The sequence below is a fragment of the Cytobacillus sp. SAFR-174 genome, from assembly GCF_051964675.1.
In the GTDB taxonomy this organism is placed as follows: domain Bacteria; phylum Bacillota; class Bacilli; order Bacillales; family Cytobacillaceae; genus Cytobacillus.
The window spans coordinates 200,111-221,611 of the sequence record NZ_JBQCMZ010000003.1 but is presented as its reverse complement, the minus strand read 5'-3'; the positions used below and the strand labels follow the sequence as shown (position 1 = coordinate 221,611).

General features: G+C 45.3%; 16 protein-coding genes. 5 read left to right on the top strand and 11 right to left on the bottom strand.

Translation table 11 applies throughout. The features are described 5' to 3' along the window. The first annotated feature begins 283 nt into the window (after positions 1-283). The 4 genes from ACTHRG_RS04955 to ACTHRG_RS04940 all read left to right on the top strand — a co-directional run bounded on the left by ACTHRG_RS04955 (position 284) and on the right by ACTHRG_RS04940 (position 4,687). On the top strand, positions 284-2,791 hold the full coding sequence (locus tag ACTHRG_RS04955; RefSeq protein ID WP_440230674.1) for an NEW3 domain-containing protein: 2,508 nt from the start codon (positions 284-286) through the stop codon (positions 2,789-2,791). A 346-nt stretch (positions 2,792-3,137) separates the two neighbouring features. Next, positions 3,138-4,103 carry a nuclease-related domain-containing protein gene (locus ACTHRG_RS04950; RefSeq protein ID WP_440230673.1) on the top strand — a complete coding sequence of 322 codons (966 nt, stop codon included), beginning with the start codon at positions 3,138-3,140 and terminating at the stop codon, positions 4,101-4,103. 63 nt (positions 4,104-4,166) lie between these two features. Then, the gene (locus ACTHRG_RS04945) at positions 4,167-4,427 is read left to right on the top strand and encodes a CGCGG family putative rSAM-modified RiPP protein (RefSeq protein ID WP_076259373.1); all 261 of its coding nucleotides are present in this window, start codon (positions 4,167-4,169) and stop codon (positions 4,425-4,427) included. After that, positions 4,412-4,687, top strand: a complete 276-nt coding sequence (locus tag ACTHRG_RS04940; protein WP_076259371.1) for a hypothetical protein — start codon at positions 4,412-4,414, stop codon at positions 4,685-4,687. The genes ACTHRG_RS04945 and ACTHRG_RS04940 overlap by 16 nt, the downstream gene beginning before the upstream one ends. A gap of 615 nt (positions 4,688-5,302) precedes the next feature. Here the strand turns inward: ACTHRG_RS04940 and ACTHRG_RS04935 are convergent. From ACTHRG_RS04935 to ACTHRG_RS04885, 11 genes are all read right to left on the bottom strand, one after another. Beyond that, on the bottom strand, positions 5,303-7,300 hold the full coding sequence (locus ACTHRG_RS04935) for a methyl-accepting chemotaxis protein (protein WP_440230672.1): 1,998 nt from the start codon (positions 7,298-7,300) through the stop codon (positions 5,303-5,305). Between the two features lie 20 nt (positions 7,301-7,320). Next, positions 7,321-8,289, bottom strand: a complete 969-nt coding sequence (locus tag ACTHRG_RS04930) for a methyl-accepting chemotaxis protein (RefSeq protein WP_440230670.1) — start codon at positions 8,287-8,289, stop codon at positions 7,321-7,323. Between the two features lie 193 nt (positions 8,290-8,482). Next, a complete protein-coding gene (locus tag ACTHRG_RS04925; RefSeq protein WP_440230669.1) occupies positions 8,483-9,940 on the bottom strand; it encodes a CoA-acylating methylmalonate-semialdehyde dehydrogenase in 1,458 nt (485 codons plus the stop codon). A gap of 21 nt (positions 9,941-9,961) precedes the next feature. After that, positions 9,962-11,311 (bottom strand): GntP family permease, encoded by a 1,350-nt coding sequence (locus tag ACTHRG_RS04920; protein WP_440230668.1) that lies wholly within the window; start codon positions 11,309-11,311, stop codon positions 9,962-9,964. A 15-nt stretch (positions 11,312-11,326) separates the two neighbouring features. After that, entirely contained in the window at positions 11,327-12,523 is a 1,197-nt protein-coding gene (locus ACTHRG_RS04915) for an iron-containing alcohol dehydrogenase (RefSeq protein ID WP_440230667.1), read from the bottom strand. A gap of 152 nt (positions 12,524-12,675) precedes the next feature. Further along, positions 12,676-14,475, bottom strand: a complete 1,800-nt coding sequence (locus ACTHRG_RS04910) for a sigma 54-interacting transcriptional regulator (RefSeq protein ID WP_440230666.1) — start codon at positions 14,473-14,475, stop codon at positions 12,676-12,678. 929 nt (positions 14,476-15,404) lie between these two features. Next, on the bottom strand, positions 15,405-16,715 hold the full coding sequence (locus ACTHRG_RS04905; RefSeq protein WP_440230665.1) for a GntP family permease: 1,311 nt from the start codon (positions 16,713-16,715) through the stop codon (positions 15,405-15,407). 38 nt (positions 16,716-16,753) lie between these two features. Further along, positions 16,754-17,758 (bottom strand): LacI family DNA-binding transcriptional regulator, encoded by a 1,005-nt coding sequence (locus tag ACTHRG_RS04900; RefSeq protein WP_076259351.1) that lies wholly within the window; start codon positions 17,756-17,758, stop codon positions 16,754-16,756. Between the two features lie 51 nt (positions 17,759-17,809). After that, the gene (hisD, locus tag ACTHRG_RS04895; RefSeq protein ID WP_076259348.1) at positions 17,810-19,093 is read right to left on the bottom strand and encodes a histidinol dehydrogenase; all 1,284 of its coding nucleotides are present in this window, start codon (positions 19,091-19,093) and stop codon (positions 17,810-17,812) included. Positions 19,094-19,150: 57 nt separating this feature from the next. After that, entirely contained in the window at positions 19,151-19,912 is a 762-nt protein-coding gene (locus ACTHRG_RS04890; RefSeq protein ID WP_440230664.1) for an SDR family NAD(P)-dependent oxidoreductase, read from the bottom strand. 18 nt (positions 19,913-19,930) lie between these two features. After that, positions 19,931-20,866: a 3-hydroxyacyl-CoA dehydrogenase family protein gene (locus ACTHRG_RS04885; protein ID WP_076259344.1), complete on the bottom strand. Its 936-nt coding sequence runs from the start codon at positions 20,864-20,866 to the stop codon at positions 19,931-19,933. 405 nt (positions 20,867-21,271) lie between these two features. On the opposite strand from ACTHRG_RS04885, the gene ACTHRG_RS04880 reads away from it, so the two are divergent. Further along, entirely contained in the window at positions 21,272-21,487 is a 216-nt protein-coding gene (locus ACTHRG_RS04880) for a hypothetical protein (protein ID WP_440230663.1), read from the top strand. Positions 21,488-21,501: the final 14 nt, after the last annotated feature.

Below are 21,501 nucleotides of genomic sequence, written 5' to 3'. Positions count from 1 at the left end.
GTAAATATTACTAATTAACTTCAATATAACCTACATGGTAAGCGTTTACAACCTATTATTTTTAATTTTATGATAATTTAGGTGAATCCTATGACAAAAGAAGGATTTTAATATAAATAATTTTTCGAATATTGAGATATTATTTATTTTCCACTATTATGAAATTTATTAGGCGGGTAGTTGCCTGAAGTTAGTTAGGATATTTAACTAACCTGCTTTAGACCTATGATGAAAGGAGTGCAAGAGGAGTGCTGGTAAACCATTTCGAAAGGGGTTACACACATTGAAAAAAATCTTTGTTTATTTTTTATCCTTTATGTTAATTCTCTCCCTGCTGCCTCTCAGCGGAAGTGCCCAGTCAGAAGAGCATGACCCTGACCTGTGGAGTGCAGTGAAGCCGCTGGACACAACTGTCAGCTTTCTGAATACAGGAGCACATCCTGACGATGAGCGCAGTGACTTTCTTGCTTACTTATCACGGGGACTTGGTGTTAAAACCTCAAGCCTGATCGCCAACCGCGGCGAGGGCGGCCAGAATGAAATTGGCCAGGAGCTTGGGAACGGTCTTGGAATAATCCGCTCCCGAGAAATGATTGAAGCAGCGAAAATTACCGGAGTTAAAGCCTACCATTTAAGTGAAACCACCTCTGATACCATCTATGATTTCGGTTTTTCCAAGACAAAGGATGAAACACTGAGCCACTGGGGCAAGGACCTTACTTATGAAAGATTAATCCGCTTTATTCGCACTTACCAGCCGGATATTGTAATGCCATCCTTCAGAGACTCAGATACCCAGCACGGACACCACCGCACCATGACCATTCTTAGCCAGGAAGCCTTCAAAGATGCCGCAGATCCTAACGTTTTTCCAGAACAATTAAAAGAAGGACTATCCGTCTGGCAGACTAAAAAGTTCTATTTGCCGGCAGAAAATAAAGATACAGCCGATACATCGATTGAAATCGGCATGCTTGATCCTGTTTACGGCATGTCCTATCCGCAAATCGGCGAGGAATCACGCTATATGCACAAAAGCCAGGGTATGGGCAATGATATCCCTGTCGCACCAAGACAAACGCATTTGGAGTTAGTGGACAGTGCGGTTAAAACAAACGGCAGCAATGAACTATTTGCCGGAATCCCTTATGATTTTAACGAATGGGCAAAAACGCTCCCTAAGAAAGAAAAAGCATTGCAGGTCCACTTTACAAAATTCCAAAAAAGCCTGGATGGAATTATCTCCAGCTATCCTAGCGACAGCCAGGTATTCAGCAAAACACAGCAAGCATTAAAAGAAGCAGACCGTCTAGTTAAGAAAACAACGAAATCCAAGCTTGATTCCCAGCTGAAGTCAGATCTGCTTCATAAGCTTGAAGTGAAAAAAGAACAGCTGCTGAATGTGAGCCTGGTATCCTCCGGCCTTGAAATTGAGGCACAGGCGGAGTCCAATATCCTGACAAAGGGACAAAAAACAGCTGTTACGGTCACTTTAACCAATAATGGCAGTCAGAAGCTGAAGAAAGCTGATGTTGAACTGATCACTCCTGAGGGCTGGAAGGCTTCTAATACGTCCAAGGCAGCTGACCTTGCACCCTGTAAAACGGCTGAAGTTACTTTTAAGATTCAAGTTCCAGCTGTTGCAGCATATTATCACGCATACGAAACCCCTGCCATACAGGCAAAGATCAGCTATGAATCTGCCGGTGCAAAGACTGTGACTGTCTCTGAGCTGGATGGCACCATTGCCGTTCTGCCGGACGTTGGCCTTACCCTTTCCCCTGAAGATCTGGTAATTAATACTGCCGACGTTCAGGAAGAAGTGCCTGTCAATGTAAAAGTGAAAAATTACGGTAAAGGAGCTGCACAGGCTTCCGTATCCTTACATGTTCCGGAAGGATGGTCAGTAAGCCCGGAAAAAGCTGCAGTTAACTTCGGATCTTCATTGGAGGAAAAAGAGGTAACCTTTACGCTTAGCCCGCCTGCAGATATTCAGGAAGGCGACTTCAAACTGTCAGCCGAGGCAACCGTTGATGGCGAAACCTTTGATTCGACTGTTCAAGAAATTCAGTATGATCATATCGGTACATTTTATTACCTGTACCCTGCTCAGGTAAATGGGGTCGCTTTTGAATTGCTGGCACCGGAAGGCTTAAAGGTCGGCTACATTGAAAGCGGCTTTGATAAAGTGGCAGATTACTTGTCCAATGCAGGACTCGATGTGACAAAGCTTACTGAGACCGATCTTTCTTCAGGGGACTTAAGCCAATACGATACAATTGTTGTTGGAATCCGTGCCTACCTGTCCCGTGAAGACTTAACAGCAAATAATGAACGTTTAAAAGAATACGTCGCAAATGGCGGACATATGGTGGTTCAATACCATAAGCCGAACGATGGCTGGGTGACTGAAACCACTGCGCCTTACCCGCTTACTATAGGAAACCCATCCATCCGCTGGAGGGTAACCGATGAAAATGCACCCGTTACCGTTCTGCAGCCTGAATCGCCGCTCTTCAACTATCCAAATAACATTACGGAAGACGACTGGGCCAACTGGATACAGGAAAGAGGATTATACTATCCAATGCAGTGGGATGACCGCTTTGAAACCTTCGTGCGCATGGGCGATCCAAACGAGGAGCCATTTGATGGCGGCATCCTCATGGCCGATTACGGAGAAGGCACCTACCTTTATACCAACCTGGTATTCTATCGCCAGATTCAAGGTCAGGTTCCGGGAGGCTACCGCATCTTCACGAACTTGATCAGTTACGGTCAAAATCAATAAGTTATTAGGGACAGCTGCGGATGCGGCTGTTCTTTTTTTAGCGGGATGAGGGTGACAGGCACCACCCGAATTTTGTCGAATGTGAACTCTGCAAATTGAGTGGGGAAGGTTGCAATTAGATGTGTGATTTTGCAAATAGAAGGTGATTTTGTACAAATAGAAACGGGAAAATTGCAAATAGCTGCCTGCTTCCTGCAAATAGGATATTTGAGGAAAAACCACTCGCAAATAGAGTGGCTGTTTCTGCAAATAGAGCATGAAAATCTGAAATAGAATCCCGTCTAAAAGAGGTATATAGACATTTATATCGAAAATAACTAAGTAAACACAGAAAGGAGAGCTATACTTGATCAGTAAAAGTCTGAAAGTCCCCGAAATAAACCTCCAGCTTGAAGCATTGGTAAGAAGAATCCCCGAACAGCATCCCGCACGTGAGAAAATAATCTCAGAATACAAAAAAAGAAGCGCTGGCTTTAAGGGAGAAGAACGGTTATTTTATTATTTAAGCTTTCTGGAACCTAAGAAGTATTGGATTTTTCATGATTTGCGGTTATCAAACGGATCACAATTTTTCCAAATCGATGCATTGCTGCTCACTGCAAACTTCGGACTCATATTAGAAGTTAAAAATTGGACAGGCACCTTGTTTTTCAACCCTCATTTCCAGCAGGTCATCCGCATCCAAAATGACAAAGAAGAAGGATTTCCAGACCCCATTTCACAAGCCCGGCATCAGACGAATCAGTTTAGGAACTGGCTTGACCTTAATGGATTTCCTACCATTCCTCTTGATTTTTTAGTAATAATCAGCCATCCTTCCACCATAATTAAGGCAGAGACAGATCCGCTGCAAATATCTAAGAAAGTCTTACACTCTCATCACCTTTTATCCAAAATGAATGGCATTGAAAATAAGTTCCCTCATGAAAAAACTGACTCTAAGGAGATTCGGAAGCTGCGCCGGACTTTGTTAAAAAAACATACCCCTGTACAATCCGAGATTCTTGAGCAATTCAATGTTTCAGCTGAAGAAATTCTCACTGGAGTCAGCTGCCCTAAATGCGCTTCCCTTCCGATGATTTTCTATTGGGGGAAATGGCACTGCCCAATGTGTTTATTTTCCACTCCCTTAGCACATGAGGCTGCAGTCCAAGACTACTTCCGGCTTATTAAGCCGGCAATTACCAACTCGGAATTCCGCTCATTTACCCATATCCCATCCCCCTATGCGGCTTCAAGATTACTCTCCAGGATGGACCTTTCTTTTAAAAGAAATAAAAGGCACCGTATTTATGAAAAATCCCCTGAATAGTGATACACCTCACAAATTTTTCCAATAAGTTAATTTATAATTAGGCTGAATTGAGGTGCTAATATGGAAAAGAACTGGTCTATTTCACTTGAGCATGGTAATTACGCTAGTGATGTGGAGCTTCTGACCAACGATGCAATGGCGGCAGTAAGCCAGACAGCTAAAGGGTATTATGTCAATATAGTCACACCGGCTGAGTTAGGAAATCCCGATAACTACCTGACTGAAGCACTGCTCATATACTTCGGAAATAAAGTGGACACTCAATTTATCGATCAATGCGGATGCGGGGGGTATGTTTTGAGGGTATGGAAAAACAAGTGAGAGATATGACTATTTTGTGTGATTATAAAAATCGGAGTGTTATTTTTAATTCCTATTATGATGATGAGCTTATCGATCGTGATGGAATCAGCTTTAATGAGATTTGCGTACACCATGGAAAGATATATTTTATCAGGGACAGGAAACGGATCGTAACCATCAATTCCAAGAAGTATCGTGACATATTCATAGGTGAAGATTTTCAAAATTACTATATTATGCGGAAAGACAAAAATCGTCTGGATATCTATTTTCCTTAAACAGGAGCTGCGAAAGCGCTGGATGCGCTTTTGCAGCTTTTTTTTTTGGTGAGGAGTGTGCTCTATTTGCAGGAAGCCTGCGTCTATTTGCATATTTCCTGTTCTATTTGCAAGTTGATTATCGTATACTGTTCCCGGATCTTTTGCTGCTGGTCTATTTGCAGGAATCAGCTTGCTATTTGCAAGTTTATAGTTCTATTTGCAGAATGCAGCCTGCTATTTGCATCTTCCTCTGTTCTATTTGCAGAATCCCCGGTTCTATTTGCAAATCAACTGAGCGAGCCATTTTCTGTTCAGTATGCAGTTCGCTTTTTGCAGAATTCAGTTTGCTATTTGCTGAATCCAGTCTGCTATTTGCTGAATCTCCGGCTCTATTTGCAAATCTCTATGTGAGCCGTTTCCTGCTCAGTATGCAGTTCGTCTTTTTGCAGAATCCGGCTAGCTATTTGCACTTTACCTGTTCTATTTGCAGAATTCCTAGCCCTATTTGCAAGTTTAAAGCACCTATTTGCAAGTTTCCGCACTCTATTTGCAGCGTTCACATTCTGAACACGCTTCTCCAGAGAATCAGCATACACAAAAATAGACCCGCCACTCCTAGCGGGCCCATCCTATTTATTCCACTTTAAACCTCTTGATAGAATCCAGCAGTTCCTCCGCCATCCCTGAAAGCGATGCAGCCGATGCCGCAATTTCTTCCATGGACGCCAGCTGTTCTTCTGTAGCAGCGGATACGTCCTGGCTTTCGGCTGTTGTGACAGCGGCAATTTCTTCGATTGCGCTGACGAGTTCCACTACCTGGTCGGCGCCTTCGGCCATGTCCCTGATGGATGATGACACTTCTGCGATCTGGCCCGAAACGGTGTCGGCAAATTGCTGAATGTGGCTGAAGGCATCTCCGGCATTGTTCACCAGGTCGATTCCTTTTTCCACTTCAGCTGTTCCCTTTTCCATGGACGAGATGGCTTTGTTTGTATCCGTCTGGATCGTTGAGATCAGTTCGCGGATGCTTTCGGTTGACTTGGACGATTGTTCTGCCAGCTTGCGGACCTCATCGGCCACAACAGCAAAGCCTCTTCCGTGCTCACCTGCTCTTGCCGCTTCAATGGCTGCGTTGAGTGCGAGCAGGTTCGTCTGGTCGGCAATGGCAGAAATCACATTAACAATCTGGCCAATTTCCTCCGAACGCTTCCCTAATGTATGAACAATGGAACCCAGTTCTGAGACTGTTACATTAATATTTTTCATCTGGTTCGTCGAAAGGTCGATGGCTTCATTTCCTTTTACCACAACTTCATTTGTCTCATTGGCGGTTTTGGCCACGACATTGGTGTTACTCATAATTTGCTGAATGCGGCCGGACATTTCTTTGACGACAGAGGTGCTTTCTTTCACCTTTTCTGTCTGCTGCTCAGTTGCAGAGGCTACTTCCTGGATGGAGTTGGCCACCTGCTCTGTTGCCATGTTGTTCTGCTCAGAGCTTGCTGTCAGCTGTTCCGATGATGATGCCAGGTGTACCGCTTTTTCGCTCACCTGGTTGATCAGCTGCTGCAGCGATAGGACCATCTTATTAAAACTGACACCCAGTTTGCTGATTTCATCGTTGTTCCTGACAATAAACTTCTGGGTCAGATCCCCTTCGCTGACTTTATCGGTTGCCGCGATGAGCTGATTGAGCGGGCGCGTTATCGAACGTACAATAATATAGGAAACAAATGCACCCACAAGGACGAAGATGGCAATAAATATGATTGTCGAGACTAAGATAGGCTGGACAGCCGACGTCACTTCTCCCAGGTTCATCGTGCCGAGTACCTTCATGCCTGTCAGGCCATTAGTAGTAAAATGCATCTCTTTCTTTACGCCATCAAGCGTGTACTCAACCTGTCCCTTTTCCTTTTCCAGGACTTCCGGCAGCCAGCTGCCTTCTGCCTGTGTGCCCGGCTTCTCCTGCGGGTGTACTAAAAAGCTTCCCTCTGCACTTAAGATGGCAGGATAGCCCTCTTTTCCAATTTTAATATTATTGGATAGCTCACTAAGAGCAGAGAGACTTAAGTCAATCCCAATAACACCTGAGCTGTCGCCAAGCTTTTGGGCTACTGTAATTAGGATATTTCCACTTACAGCGTCAACATATGGCTCTGTGATGAAGGCTTTTCCCTTTGCCTCCATGGCTCCCTGATACCAGGGGCGTGTGGTTGCATCAAAGTCAGCCGGCAAATCAGCACGCGGATAAATGACTAAATCGCCCTTTTCAGAGCCTGCATAAATGGCGACTGCCTCCGGATGGAGCTCTTTATACTGGCTAAAGGCGTTTACCGTTCCCTCCAGTTCTTCCTCTGTATAAAAATCCTTTTTGATCCTTTTGGAAAAGTAATTTGTATCCTCCATCTTAGGTTTAATAAAGTTCATAATAAATTGATCAAGAATTTTAACATTCTCATTTGCACTCATCTCAATCTGGTTCTTTATCTCATCATGTGCCTTCTGATAGGATATGTAGCCGATTGAAATAGAAGGAATTAATAAAATAATAATAAATGAGAGCAATAATTTCTTTCTAATCGTAAATGAAAACAGCGACCCTTTTTCTTTCTGTTTTTTCTTTTTCATCATCTGACCCCTTTTAAAACTTAGTAATTTACCGCCTGTACCTGCGAAATGGCGCCTTCAAGCTTCTCGTCAACAACTCTGGCATCGTCAATATGCCTCTGAATCAGTTCCTTCACTTGATCAAAAACAGACTTGGTATCCGCAATCTCATCGGCTACTTCCTCGGAATACCCCTTCTGAATGTTGATCATTTCAATTACTTCACCGACTTCTGATTCAACTGTACGGATCAGGTTCGTGATCGAATCAATTTTGCTGGTAGTTTGGCCGCTCAGGGACATGCCATTTTTAATTAACTCGGTGCTTGCGACTGTTGAATTCAGTGTTGCTTCAATATCGTCCTGAATATTTTTCGTCAGAGAACTGATATTCGCGGTGCTTGTCGCTGTGCTTTCGGCCAGTTTCCGGACTTCATCCGCCACGACTGCAAATCCTTTACCCTGCTCGCCTGCTCGTGCCGCTTCGATGGAAGCATTCAAAGCAAGAAGATTCGTTTGCTCTGCAATATCTTTAATGACCTGAACAATCATCTCAATCTCCTTGGACCTTTTGCTCAGCGCCTCCATTTTCTGTGAATTCACTTCCAGCTGCTCTCCCAGCTGTTTAATCAGCTGCTCAGACTTGCTGACGGATCCGCGGCCTTCCTCCGAGCTTTTGACCATCTCTTTTGCAGATTGAATCAGGTTTTCTCCTTTATCCGATAGAGTAAGGCTGTTGGAAAAAGTAGCTTCGCTATGTTTTTCTACATTTTCAAAACCGTCTTTTATTTTCAGAACCAGGTCTCCCAGCATATAATGCTGACCATTGACCATTTCATGCTGGCTTACTGTAGTTGTCAAATCTTCATTAAATGATTGAATCAGTGTCTGATAAAAATGTTCCTTGCGCTGAAACTCTTCTTCAGCAAACTGGAGTTTTGCTTCCAGTTCCCGTTTTTCATCTTCCAGCTGCTTCAACTTTCCTTTTCCGAACATCATTGATCTCCCCATCTCTTATATACTCCTTTATTATATCGACAGAAAACGCGAAATTTTGTGACCTTTTTCACTCTTTTTTAAAATATATGGGTCTATGTATATAAAAAAGAGACACCCGCCTTTTTTGGCAGGTGTCTCTCTTTGATTGTTTTCAAAAATAAATGGGACATAGGGACAAGAAACCTGTCCCCTCGTCCCGCTATCTTTACCAGCGTGCAGTCAGCATCTTTCTCCTCGTATAGAACTCCACTCCATCCGTTCCGTTTGCGTGAAGGTCTCCGTAGAAGGAGTTTTTCCAGCCGGAGAATGGGAAGAAGGCCATTGGCGCCGGTACTCCGATGTTCACTCCAAGCATGCCGACCTCGATGTTTTCTCTGAAGTAGCGGACGCTGCTTCCGCTGTCAGTGAATAGGCATGCACCGTTCCCAAAGTCCGATTTGTTCGTAAGCTCGATTGCTTCTTCAAGATTTTTTACACGCACCACAGAAAGTACCGGTGCGAAGATTTCTTCTTTCCAGATTTTCATTGATGGATCCACATTATCAAAAATCGTTGGTCCAATGAAGTAGCCGTTTTCGTGGTATGCTTCGTCTTTGCGGCCATCACGGACAAGTTTTGCTCCTTCTTTTTCGCCAATTTCAATGTAATTGCTTGTGCGTTCCTTGTTTTCCTGGCGGATGACTGGGCCAAGGAATACATTTTCATCCAAGCCGTTTCCGATTGTCAGCTGACTCGCCTGGTCATTTAATCTCGCAACCAGCTCGTCGGCAATGGAATCCACAGCTACTACTACAGAGCAGGCCATGCACCTCTCACCTGCTGAACCGTACGCAGCAGCGATAATTTCCTTAACCGCGCCATCAAGGTCTGCATCAGGCAGCACGATTGAGTGGTTCTTGGCACCAGCCAGCGCCTGGACGCGTTTGCCTTTTGCTGTTGCAGATTTATAGATATACTCGGCAACAGGCTGGGAGCCAACAAATGAAATTGCCGGTACATCCTTGTGATCGATCAGGCTGTTTACCACGTCATGGGCACCATGAACAATATTGAATACGCCAGCCGGAAGGCCCGCTTCTGTGAACAGCTCTGCCAGGCGGTTAGCAAGGATTGGTGTTCTCTCAGATGGCTTCAATACAAATGTGTTGCCGCATGCAATTGCGAGCGGGAACATCCAGCAGGGAACCATCATCGGGAAGTTGAAAGGCGTGATGCCGCCAATGACACCTACAGGGTAGCGGTACATGCCTGATTCAATGTTTGTCGCAATATCAGGAAGCTGCTTGCCCATCATGAGGGATGGAGCACCTGCAGCGAATTCCACACATTCAATTCCGCGCTGCACCTCGCCATAGGCTTCTTTATAGTTTTTGCCGTTTTCTTGTGTAATCAGCTTTGCCAGCTCGTCCCAGTTATCTATTAAAAGCTGCTGGTATTTAAATAGAATTCTGGCTCTCTTTGGCACTGGCGTTTTGCTCCAGACTTTAAAAGCTTCCTTGGCTGCCTGTACAGCATTGTCGACATCTTCACGTGTAGAAATCGGGGTGCGGGCAAGCTCCTCGCCAGTTGCCGGATTTGGCACCACTTCAAATTTATCCGTATTGGCGTCCACCCATTCGCCATTAATAAAGTTTTTTAATACCGTTGTTGTTGTCGCTGTCATAAGTAAAATCCCCTTTCGAAATTAAAAGATTGAATATAAGAATATTGCCAGGAATAGTACTGCCGTTGGCATCGCTACACTTAGAATGAAAATTGGCCAATAGGCGCGTTTATGGGTTTCTCCGCATATCGCCCGGATCGTTGTTACGACATAGCCATTATGCGGCAGTGAGTCCAGTCCGCCGGATGCAAGGGCTGAAATTCTATGCATGGCACCAGGGTCCAGTCCTTGCGACAGATACATTGGCGCCAGAATTGGCAGCGCAATGCCCAAGCCGCCTGATGCCGAGCCGGTAATACCGCATATCAGTGTAACGGCAATACCCAGTCCCATTAACGGCGGACCCGGGATATTTACCAGTGCATCTACAAAGGTGTCAAACGCAGCAACCTGGGCTGCAACACTTCCAAATCCTACAACCGCACATGTATTGGCGGCTGCGACTAAGGCATCCTGGGCACCCTTGGCAAGCGCCTCCCAGAACCCGACTAAATATTTCATCATCAATACACATGCCAGAACGATGCCGCTTGTCAGAGAGATCAATGCGGCAGCCGTCGAGGAAGTAAAGTTGGCAGCCGTATTTAAAATCGCAATTACTGATGCCAGCGGTAAGATGGCCATGATCACATGAGGATAGTCTTTCCCTGCCGGAGCAGCATTTGGCCTTTGCATTTCCAGCTCCGATTCAAGAGCTGCTGCCGACTCATTGGCACCGGCCGGCTGATTTGGCAAAGAGAATACCTCGCCATTATTCACCGCTTTTTTCACCATCCGGCTAAGCAGAATCCCGCCTATTACCATGATCAGAAGGGCCATTAACACCCCGATGATTCCGCCCGCTGTCGGCTTTGTTCCAAAAAACTCAGTCGGAATCAGGTTTTGGATTTCCGGCGAGCCCGGTGCTGTCATCGTGAAGGATATGGATCCGAAAACCAATGCCGCCGGGATAAAACGATGCGGCAGGTTGGCCACTTTAAATAGGGAAACAGCAATTGGATAAACGGCGAAGCCTACAACAAACAGACTGACGCCTCCGTAAGTCATGATAGCTGCTGCCGCCACGACTGCAAATACCGCTCTTGATGGTCCGAGTGTATCCTTGACCCAATTCGCAATGCTGTCAGCCGCCTTGGTTACCTGCATGATTTTTCCGAATATGGCGCCCAATAAAAAGATGAGGAACCATGAGTAAAAATAACCTGTAAAGCCTGTCATATAATGCTCTGTCAGGGCTGTCTCAAGGTTAAGCCCTCCTGTCAGAGCAACCACAACTGCACTGATGATCGCGGCAATAATAATATTTACGCCTTTCATAGTTAAATACATTAATAGAAGCAGTGAAGCAATTAACCCCAGCATTCCAATCATCTGTTTGTCCCCCTATTACACTTTCTCTGTTTCAGAGGAAAACTGATAGTTATAGCAAACATGGTAGAGCTCTTCGAGTTCGCTCTTTTCCGGAACTCTTGGGTTGTTGCCTGGGCTGCCGCTGTCGATGGCGTCGTCTGCCATTTTGCTGACAGCGTTCTTAAAGGCTTCCTCGTCTATTCCCCATCCTCTTAAATTAGGAATATGTAATTTCCGGCAAAGCTCTTTGACGGATTGAACAGCCACTTCTGCAGCTTCTTCATTGGTAAGGCTTTCATTATCAGGCTGAAAAATACGGCCGATATCTGCCAGGCGGTCCACACATGCTTCCTGGCTGAATTCCATCACTGCAGGCAGCAACATGGCATTCGAGATTCCATGAGGAACATGGAATAAAGCGCCAATTGGACGGCTCATGCCATGCACAAGGCATACAGATGCGTTCGAGAACGCCATTCCAGCCTGCAGGGATCCTAGGCTCATTGCCTCCCTGGCATCAACATTGTCTCCCTCATTGTAAGCGGTTAAAATATTTTCCACGATCAGTTTCATAGCCGATATCGCCATTGTGTCTGTCATCGGATGTGCCTTTTTGGATAGATACGCTTCAACCGCATGGCTTAGGGCATCAACCCCGGTTGCCGATGTGACATTCTTTGGTGATGATAGGGTAAGCAGCGGATCCACAATTGCCACGCTCGGCATAAAAGCAGGCTGTTTGATCATCATTTTGACATCATTGGATGAATTTGTGATGACGGTTACATCTGTCGCCTCAGAGCCAGTCCCAGCTGTTGTCGGAATCGCTATGTGAGGAACCGGGGCATTCTGTGCCAGTTTCTTTCCTCCCATATACTCGCCGATATAGCCGCCATTTGTTGCTAAAACCGCTATGGCTTTTGCGGTATCGATACAGCTGCCGCCGCCTACTGAAATAACCAGGTCACATTGCTGTTTTTGAAATAGCTCGAGTGCTTCTGCTACATACTCGTCAGTCGGCTCTGATGCGACCCCCAGATAGACCTCACTTTGTACGCCCGCCTCCTGAAGATAGGTTCTGCATTCACTTACATATCCAAGCTGATCCATTATCTTATCACTGATTATTAATGCATTTTTCCCTCTGAGCGCTGCTTCAGCACCAACTTTTTCGGAAGATCCCCTTCCATAAAAGATCGCTTCCGGCACCCGGAAAACTGCTGGTTTCTCCATTGGACATTCCACCCCTTTTTTTCTATTACTACTTATACTTGCAAGGAGCGTGCCAACTTTGAAACTCAGTAAAGACAGTGTTTTCTTTCTGCAATAGTGTAGTCACTACACTACAAATGTAGATTTTTTGTAGCGATACCACTACACTGCATTCAGGTTATTCTATGCTTTTTCAGTTTTTGATAGAGAGTTGTCCGATGAATTCCAAGCAAATCGGCAGCTCTCGATTTATTTCCGCCTGCCTTTCTTAATGCATCCAGAATAATTTCAGACTCTCTTTGGCTGCCCAGTAATTTAGCTTCCTCAATAGACCCTGCAGCCCGATCCACTTTTTTCAAAGCGGGTTCCGGATTTCTCAGCATCTCCGGCAAATGATGATAGTCAATCACCTTCCCATCAACCAGTGTCACCAGCTGTTCCACTGTATTTACCATCTCGCGGATATTCCCTCTCCACGGATGCTGGACAAAAGCGTTCACCGCCTCAGATGTAAATAGTTTTCCAGGCACCTGGTACCGCTCACAGATTTCCTTCAGATAATGGACCAGCAGGACAGGAATATCCTTTTTTCGTTCCCGCAGCGGTGGGATGTGGAGCTGGATGATGTTCAGCCGGTAATAAAGGTCCTCCCGGAATTCCCCGGTTTCAACCATTTGCATAAGGTTACGGTTTGTCGCGGCAATAACTCGGACATTAATCTGATACTTTTTCACACCGCCGACACGTTCTGCTTCCTTTTCCTGCAGGACCCGCAGCAACTTGGTCTGCATGACAAGCGGCATCTCTCCGATTTCATCGAGAAAAATCGTGCCATTGTCTGCCAGCTCAAATTTCCCGGGCTTGCCGCCTTTTTTTGCCCCGGTAAAGGCTCCTTCTTCATAGCCAAACAGTTCAGACTCGAATAAATGCTCCGGAATGGCACCGCAGTTAACGCTAATGAAAGGCCCGGTGGAAAATGGGCTGAGGTGATGGATGCTCTTGGCGAACATCTCTTTTCCCGTCCCGCTTTCCCCTGTTACGAGGACAGTGGCCGCAGTCCTGGCCGCCTTTCGTGCCAGCCGCTTCACTTCCATGATTCCTTCACTTGTACCAATGATCTGGTCAAGGGTGACCCGGCTGTCATTTTCCTTTTTCTTTGTGAAAAGATCCGGCTTGGCATCTTGATTTTCCTGCAGTTTTTCATAGATTTTATAGACTTCTGTGACTCCCTCGAAAATCAGCATTCCGATGGCGCCGGCAATCCGGCCTTCCTTCCAGAGGGGGATCCGGTGCACCACCATGTCATGACCCTGGATGTTCTGCAGAACCCCCCGTTCAGCAATTCCGGTCTTTACCGTTTCATGAAGATGTGTGTTATCAATCACCTCTGTGACATGCCTGCCAATCGCATCCTCCCGCTTTATGCCGGTAAAACGGCTGTATGCTTCGTTAAATTCCTGCAGAATGCCGTTTTCATCGACAACCGCTATTCCCTCATAGGCGCTTTCCAAAATGGCTCCAAGTGCACCCTCGGAATTATGCTGCTGCCTCAGCTTATACAGGTATTTGGAGAGCCCATCCAGAATATCTCTGGCTGTCAGGATGCCAAGGAGCTTTCCATCTTCACCCGTGACAGGAAGCTGATCGTATGGAAGCGACATAATATCGAGGATGGAATCATCCGGCCGGACAGCTGCCTGATTCGATTTGGGAATGCTGCCAATTAAAGCATCTCCCGGGTTGCCCTGGGCAAAGTAGTTAAGCAGCTTCCTGGAAGTGATCATTCCAACTAAGCGATTGCTTTCATCTGCGACAGGCAGGCTTTCCAAATGAAGATCCGCCATCATTTTTGAAGCTTCTGCCAGTGTCTGCCCCGGCTGTATACAAAACGGGCTGGGTGTCATCCAGTTTTTCACTTTAAGGTGCTCATCATTAAGCAAGTCCTCTTTCTTATCAGAAATGGATTGAGGCATATGGAACTCCTCCGGTAATTTTAATTTTCTAAATTATAACACTTTTAAAAGATAGATAGGTTCCAGTGTGGTGCCTGAGTGTGAACATTACTAATAGGGATGGGAAAACTGCAAATAGAGATGCTTAATTTGCAAATAGACCGGGTGAACCTGCAATAGCATGGCCCATCTTGCAAATAGTGATGGTAATTCTGCAAATAGAGCAATTCCGCACAGCAGATGCCGCCGAGTTTTATAGAAAGTAACACTTTTTAAAAATAAACTGATTCCAGTTTCGGAGTTTTGAACATTACAAATAGAAACGGGAAATCTGCAAATAGAGATGCTTATTTTGCAAATAGACCGGGTGATCCCGCAAATAGCATGGCCCATCTTGCAAATAGTGATGGTAATTCTGCAAATAGAGCCGCACAGCTGATGCGGCCGAGTTTATAGAAAATAACACTTTTTAAAAATAAACTGATTCTAGTTTCGGAGTTTTGAACATTACAAATAGAAACGGGAAATCTGCAAATAGAGATGCTTATTTTGCAAATAGATCGGTTGAACCCGCAAATAGCATGGCCCATCTTGCAAATAGTGATGGTAATCCTACAAATAGAGCAATTTCGCACAGCAGATGCCGCCGAGTTTTATAGAAAATAACACTTTTTAAAAATAAACTGATTCCAGTTTCGGACCTTTGAACATTACTAATAGAATCGGGAAATCTGCAAATAGAGAGGCACATTTTGCAAATAGATCGGTTGAACCTGCAAATAGAAGCTCAATTTTGCAAATAGACTGGTTGAACCTACAAATAGCATGTCCCAACTTGCAAATAGTCCCAGAAATTCTGCAAATAGAGCAATTCCGCACAGCGGAGACCGCACCATTTTAATAGAAAGAAAGACAGAGAGCCCAAACCCTCTGTCTTTCTGCTAAGCACTTTAGAAAATCGAGAATAATATGACCGCTAAAATAACACCAAGTATCGGCACAATTACTGTCAATGCCCCAAATGCCGGATAAGCATCCTTATGGGACTCGCCGCAGATCGCCCGGATGGTTGTCACAACATAACCGCCATGCGGCAGGGAATCAATTGATCCGGATGATATCGCCACAACACGGTGAAGCTCACTTGCATTGACACCCATATCCAGATAATGCGGGGCCAGAAGCGGCAGGGCAATCGATTGGCCGCCGGAAGCAGATCCGGTCAGGCCGGCAATGACAGCAACAGCCAGGGCGCCGCCGATTAAAGGGCTTCCCGGAATGCTGGTCATGGCATCTACTGCACTGGCAAAGGCAGGGGTTGCTTTAGCCACACCGCCAAAGCCCACCACTGCAGATGTATTGGCAATGGCAATCAATGCGCCGATGGTTCCTTCTGATACGGCACCCCATACATTGGTAAAATACTTAAGGTTAAGAAAATAAGTTGCAAAACAGCCGCTCAATAAGGCAATAATCAAGGCTGACTGTGCTAATGAATCATGGAAAATAAACGAAATCACAAGGACGACCAATAGCGGAATCATACTTAATAATGGGCTTGGCAAGTTTTCACGGATTAGTGCAGAATCCGTTTCTCTTGCTTCAAATTTTTCTCCATTGCGAATCGCCTTGTTAATCATTTTCTTCAGCCACCAGTATCCGAATGCCATCATAAAGATAGCGACAATCAAGCTGACTTCCCAGGCGGCATATGGAGAAGTGCCCAGGAACTCAATCGGAATCCAGTTCTGGATTTCCGGTGAACCCGCCGACGTCATGGTAAAAGTAGTCGAACCGAAGGCAAGAGCTGCCGGAATGAATCTTCTTGGCAGGTTGGCTTCCTTAAATAGGCTCAATGCCATTGGATAGACGGAAAAGGCTACAACAAACAGACTTACGCCGCCATAGGTTAAGACCGCACAGGCAATGACAACGGCTAATGCTGCCCGCTTCATGCCAATTTTATCGATAATCCATTTGGAAACACTGTCGGCTGCTCCGCTGTCTTCCATTAGTTTTCCGAAAATGGCCCCGAATAAGAACATCAAATACCACGATGTAATAAAGCCGGCAAATCCGTTCATATAGTTAGTCAGAAAATTGACCTCACCCTCGCCTGCCAGCTGAGGGAAAATCGGCAATCCACTGAATATTGCAACAATAAAAGCTGAAAGAGGGGCAGCAAGCAGCAGATTCATCCCTCTCATCGTCAAATAGATGAGAAGCCCGATCCCCCCAAGCAATCCAATCATACTTAGCATAAGATCCTCCTATCCCGAAAACCCACACCTTCTCTCCATTACCTTCTGTCCGCTACTGATCCTCTTTCCACCAAATGGCCTTCTAATCTTTGGATTTCAGGGGTGTCCGTGTCCCCGTTAATATGCTCCAAAAGAAGATTAATCGAATAATCGACCATTTCGTCAACCGGCTGGTGCCAGGTGGTTAATTCATAAGATGACCAATCTGACATAGCCACATCGTCAAAGCCTACAACAGAGATATCCTCAGGGACTCTGATGCCCTGTTTTTTCAGATAATCCATTGCGCCAAAAGCGGATATATCATTTGCACAGAAGATGGCATCTATCTTTTTACTGCGTTCCAATAATTTTTGAGCTGCAGCAAATCCTCCTTCATATGAATAAAGGCCGTTTTCGGTTAAAAAGGAAGAGATGCCGTGTTCTGCCAAAGCTTCCTGGAAGCCATTTTTTCGATCAACTGTTGTTGATGTATTCATCGGTCCGGAGATAAAGGCGAGATTTTCATGTCCTTTTTCTATTAAGTAGTGCCCAATCCTTTTCCCGGCAGCAAAGTTATCGCATACAACAGCACTGCTTAAGGAATCGTTCACATATCGGTTAAACAGGACGACCGAGATGCCATTGCGTGTAAATTTCTGCACAGTTGATGAGGTCAAAAGCGCATCGGTAATGATGGCTCCCTCAACGCTGTACTCAATTAAATGGCTCACTTCATCCTCTTGGATTTCGTTATTCTGGGAGTTGATAAACATCACCTTGTACCCTTTTTCGGCCAGCCTGCTGTAAAATTTATCGAGGATTTCCGGATAAAAAGGATTCTGGATATTCCGCATGACAACGCCAATGATGCGGGAATGATTGGTAATCAGGCCTCGTGCTATGGCATTCGGCTGATATCCAAGCTGTTCGGCAGCATCCAGAATAAGCTGTTTCTTTTTTGACGAGATACTTGAATTTTCACTAAAAGCCCGGGATACGCTCGATTGGGAAACGCCTGCCAATCGGGCGACATCCATGGCTGTCACTTTTTTATTTTTCAATGCGTGTTCCTCCTGCCCGAGTCTAGACAGAGAAATTATATCAGATTTTGCTTACTTCACGAGACTGCTGTAGCGTTTTACACGAAGATCAGCCTGTGCCTGGTGGCCTTTAAAGCCTTCAAGGTCACATAGGCGGGATGCATATTTACCGATTTTCGCACTCGCTTCAGGCGTTGTTCTCTGGTATGTGCATGTTTTCAGAAATTTGCCCACCCAAAGTCCGCCAGTGTAGCGGGCTGCTTTTTTCGTTGGAAGCGTATGGTTTGTTCCGATTACTTTATCACCGTAAGCCACATTTGTTTCAGGCCCAAGGAAAAGTGCACCGTAGTTAGTCATGTTCTCAAGGAAGTAGTTTGGATCTTCAGTTAAAACTTCCACATGCTCATAAGCCAGTTTATCCGCTTCCTCTACTGCTTCCTCCAGGCTGTCTACTAAGATGATGGAGCCGTATTCTTTCCATGCCGCTCCTGCAACATCTGCTGTTGGAAGAGTCTCCAGCTGGCGTTCGATTTCTGCCACTGTTTCATTCGCTAATTTTTCAGATGTTGTAATTAGACATGCCGGAGAGTTTGGTCCATGCTCAGCTTGTCCTAATAAATCCGTTGCAATTATCTCAGCATCGGATGTTTCATCCGCAATGACAAGAACCTCTGTTGGACCGGCGAACAGGTCGATTCCGACTCTTCCATACAATTGGCGCTTCGCTTCCGCTACAAACGCATTCCCTGGCCCGACAAGCATATCAACCGGCTCGATGGTTTCTGTTCCGATTGCCATTGCACCCATTGCCTGAATTCCGCCAAGCAGGTAAATCTCATCAGCTCCCGCAAGGTGCATAGCGGCTACCGTTGCCGAAGGAATTTCTCCTTTAATTGGAGGTGTGCAGGCAATCACGCGTTTAACGCCTGCCACTTTCGCAGTCAGAACACTCATATGGGAGGAAGCAACCATCGGGTAGCGTCCGCCAGGGATATAGCAGCCGACACTGTTTACTGGAATATTTTTGTGTCCAAGGAACACGCCAGGCAAGGTTTCCACTTCAATATCTTTCAATGATGCTTTTTGATGCTCGGCGAAATTGCGGATCTGTTCCTGTGCAAATTTGATATCGTTAATTGTTTGTTCAGGTACAGATGCCACGATCTCCTGGATTTGCTCTTCAGTTAATCTGAATTGCTCCGGTGACCACTTATCAAACTGCTCGGAAAGCTTGCGAACCTCTGCATCTCCGTTTTCTTCGATATTTTTAAGAATGGCGCTCACCGATTCTCTTACTTTTACATCTGCTTCTTGTACCTCTTGATCATTTTTGCCTTGTTTTAAGAAAGTTGCCATTTTTATATCACTCCTGTTTTTATATTTGAATACGTATGCAAAATTAAGGAAAAAAATTTAAATGGCTGTCCAGCCGCCATCTACTTTTATTGTATCGCCTGTGATGAACTTTGATAGTTTAGAAGAAAGGAATAGAGTTGCGGCCGAGACATCCTCCGCATCCGCAAGCTTTCCAAGCGGAATTCTGCCGTAGACTTCCTTTTCAAATTCCTTATCCTCAAACATTTTTGAAGTCAGCTCGGTTTCGATGAAGGTTGGTGCCACCGCGTTTACATTGATGCCATGTGATGCCCATTCCACCGCGAGCGCTTTCGTCAGCTGCACCATGCCGCCCTTGCTTGCACAATAGGCCGCCCGTTTGTAGTAGCCGACAAACGCCATCTGAGAAGCAATATTGACAATCTTGCCGGATTGATTCGGAATCATATACTCTGCTGCTTTCTGACTGCAGAAAAACGCTGCCTTCAAATTGGTGTCAAGCGTCAGGTCCCAGTCCTCTTCCGTTACTTCCATGGCAGGCTTGGCCCGGTTAATTCCGGCGTTATTGATCAGAACATCGAGTGAGCCCATATAATCCACTGCTGCTTCTGTCATTCTTTTAATCTCTGAGACATTATTTAAATCAGCGGAAACATAATAGCTATTGGTGTTAATTTTTTTCAGCTCATCGGTTGTCTGGCGGAGAGCGTCTTCATTTCTCCCCACAATCACAACCTTCGCTCCGTTTTCGGCAAAGGACATGGCGATATCCCTGCCGATTCCTTTGCTTCCGCCTGTCACGATTACCGATTTATTCTCCAGGTCAGGAAAGTTCTTCATACCATTCCTCCATCAGAATTATTGAATTCCCAGATCCTTCTTTAGAAAACGGATCAGCTCCGCTTCCCTCTTCTGATTGTACTCTTTGGAAAAAGCTTCATCCCACTTGTAGTAGCCTTCACCCGTTTTATCACCGAGCTTCTGTTCAGACACAAGCTTCTTTAGTGCCGGCAAAGATTCCTCTGCACTGGATAAGTGCTGGAACAGATAATCAGATATGGCTGAAAAGACATCCAGTCCGCCCATATCGGCTGTCATCAATGGACCGGAAACCGGCAGCCTGCGTCCAATTCCGTAAGTAACCGCATCATCAATATCTTCTTTGCTTGCGATGCCCTCCTCCAGAAGGTATTGGGCTTCACGGAAAAGTGCATATTGAAGGCGATTTCCGACAAAACCGGGAACCTCTTTTTTCACTTCAATCGGCTTTTTCTTCATTTGCTTTAAAAGCTGAAAGGATCTTTCCACTGCTTCATCGCCGGTCTTCTCACCGCGAACAACCTCTACTAGAGGAATCAGATGCGCCGGATTCCAGAAGTGTGTCACTACTGTTCGTTCCGGATGGGCAGTCTCTGAAGCAATCTCTGTTGGACTGAGTCCTGAAGTATTGCTTGCGAGAATGACATCAGGAGCACAAAGAGCGTCAAGACGCTTAAATAAGTCAATCTTTAATTGAATGTTTTCCGGTACAGCTTCAATCACGAAAGTAGCACCTTGAACTGCTTCTTCAACAGAGACAGTCATTTTAATGTTTTCCTGAATGTGGCCAGCTTCCGATTCGGATAAAATACCGTTATTGAGCATAACCTCAAGCTTCTTCAGCATATTGGTCCAGCCCTGTTCCAGGTCGGCGTCGCTGATTCCCTGCATGGTCACGCTCAGTCCGGCCCAAGCCGCATTAAGCGCAATTGAATGGCCCATCGTGCCGCACCCAAGTACAGCTATTCTCTCCAATCGCTCACCATCTTTCTGAAATTTCTAGTTTTTGAATACGTATTCAATATACAATGTAAGCGCTGTGATTTCAATATAAAATTATAAATTGTTAAAATATTCATTTGTTTTCAGGTGAAACATTAATCAAACGTTTGATTGATTTTAATAAAATGACTGACAGATCCATCCTTGCCGGACCGCCCTGGTCCCGAGAGTGTGAACATTACTAATAGAATCGGGAAAGCTGCAAATAGAGAAACTTATTTTGCAAATAGATTGCTGGAACCTGCAAATAGAATGGCTAATCTGCAAATAGAGAGGGGAATTTTGCAAATAGAGCAATCCAGCACGGCATACGCTGCCAGCTTTAATAGAAAAGGAAGTTACACTGATTCCAGTTACGGAGTTTGGCAGATGTGATGTGTGAGTGTGAACATTACTAATAGAAACGGGAAAATTGCAAATAAAGAGGGGAATTTTGCAAATAGATTGCTGGAACCCGCAAATAGAATGGCTAATCTGCAAATAGAGAGGGAAATTTTGCAAATAGAGCAATCCAGCACGCATATGCTGCCGGCTTTAATAGAAAAGGAAGATAGACTGATTCCAGTTACGGAGTTTGGCAGATGTGATGTGTGAGTGTGAACATTACT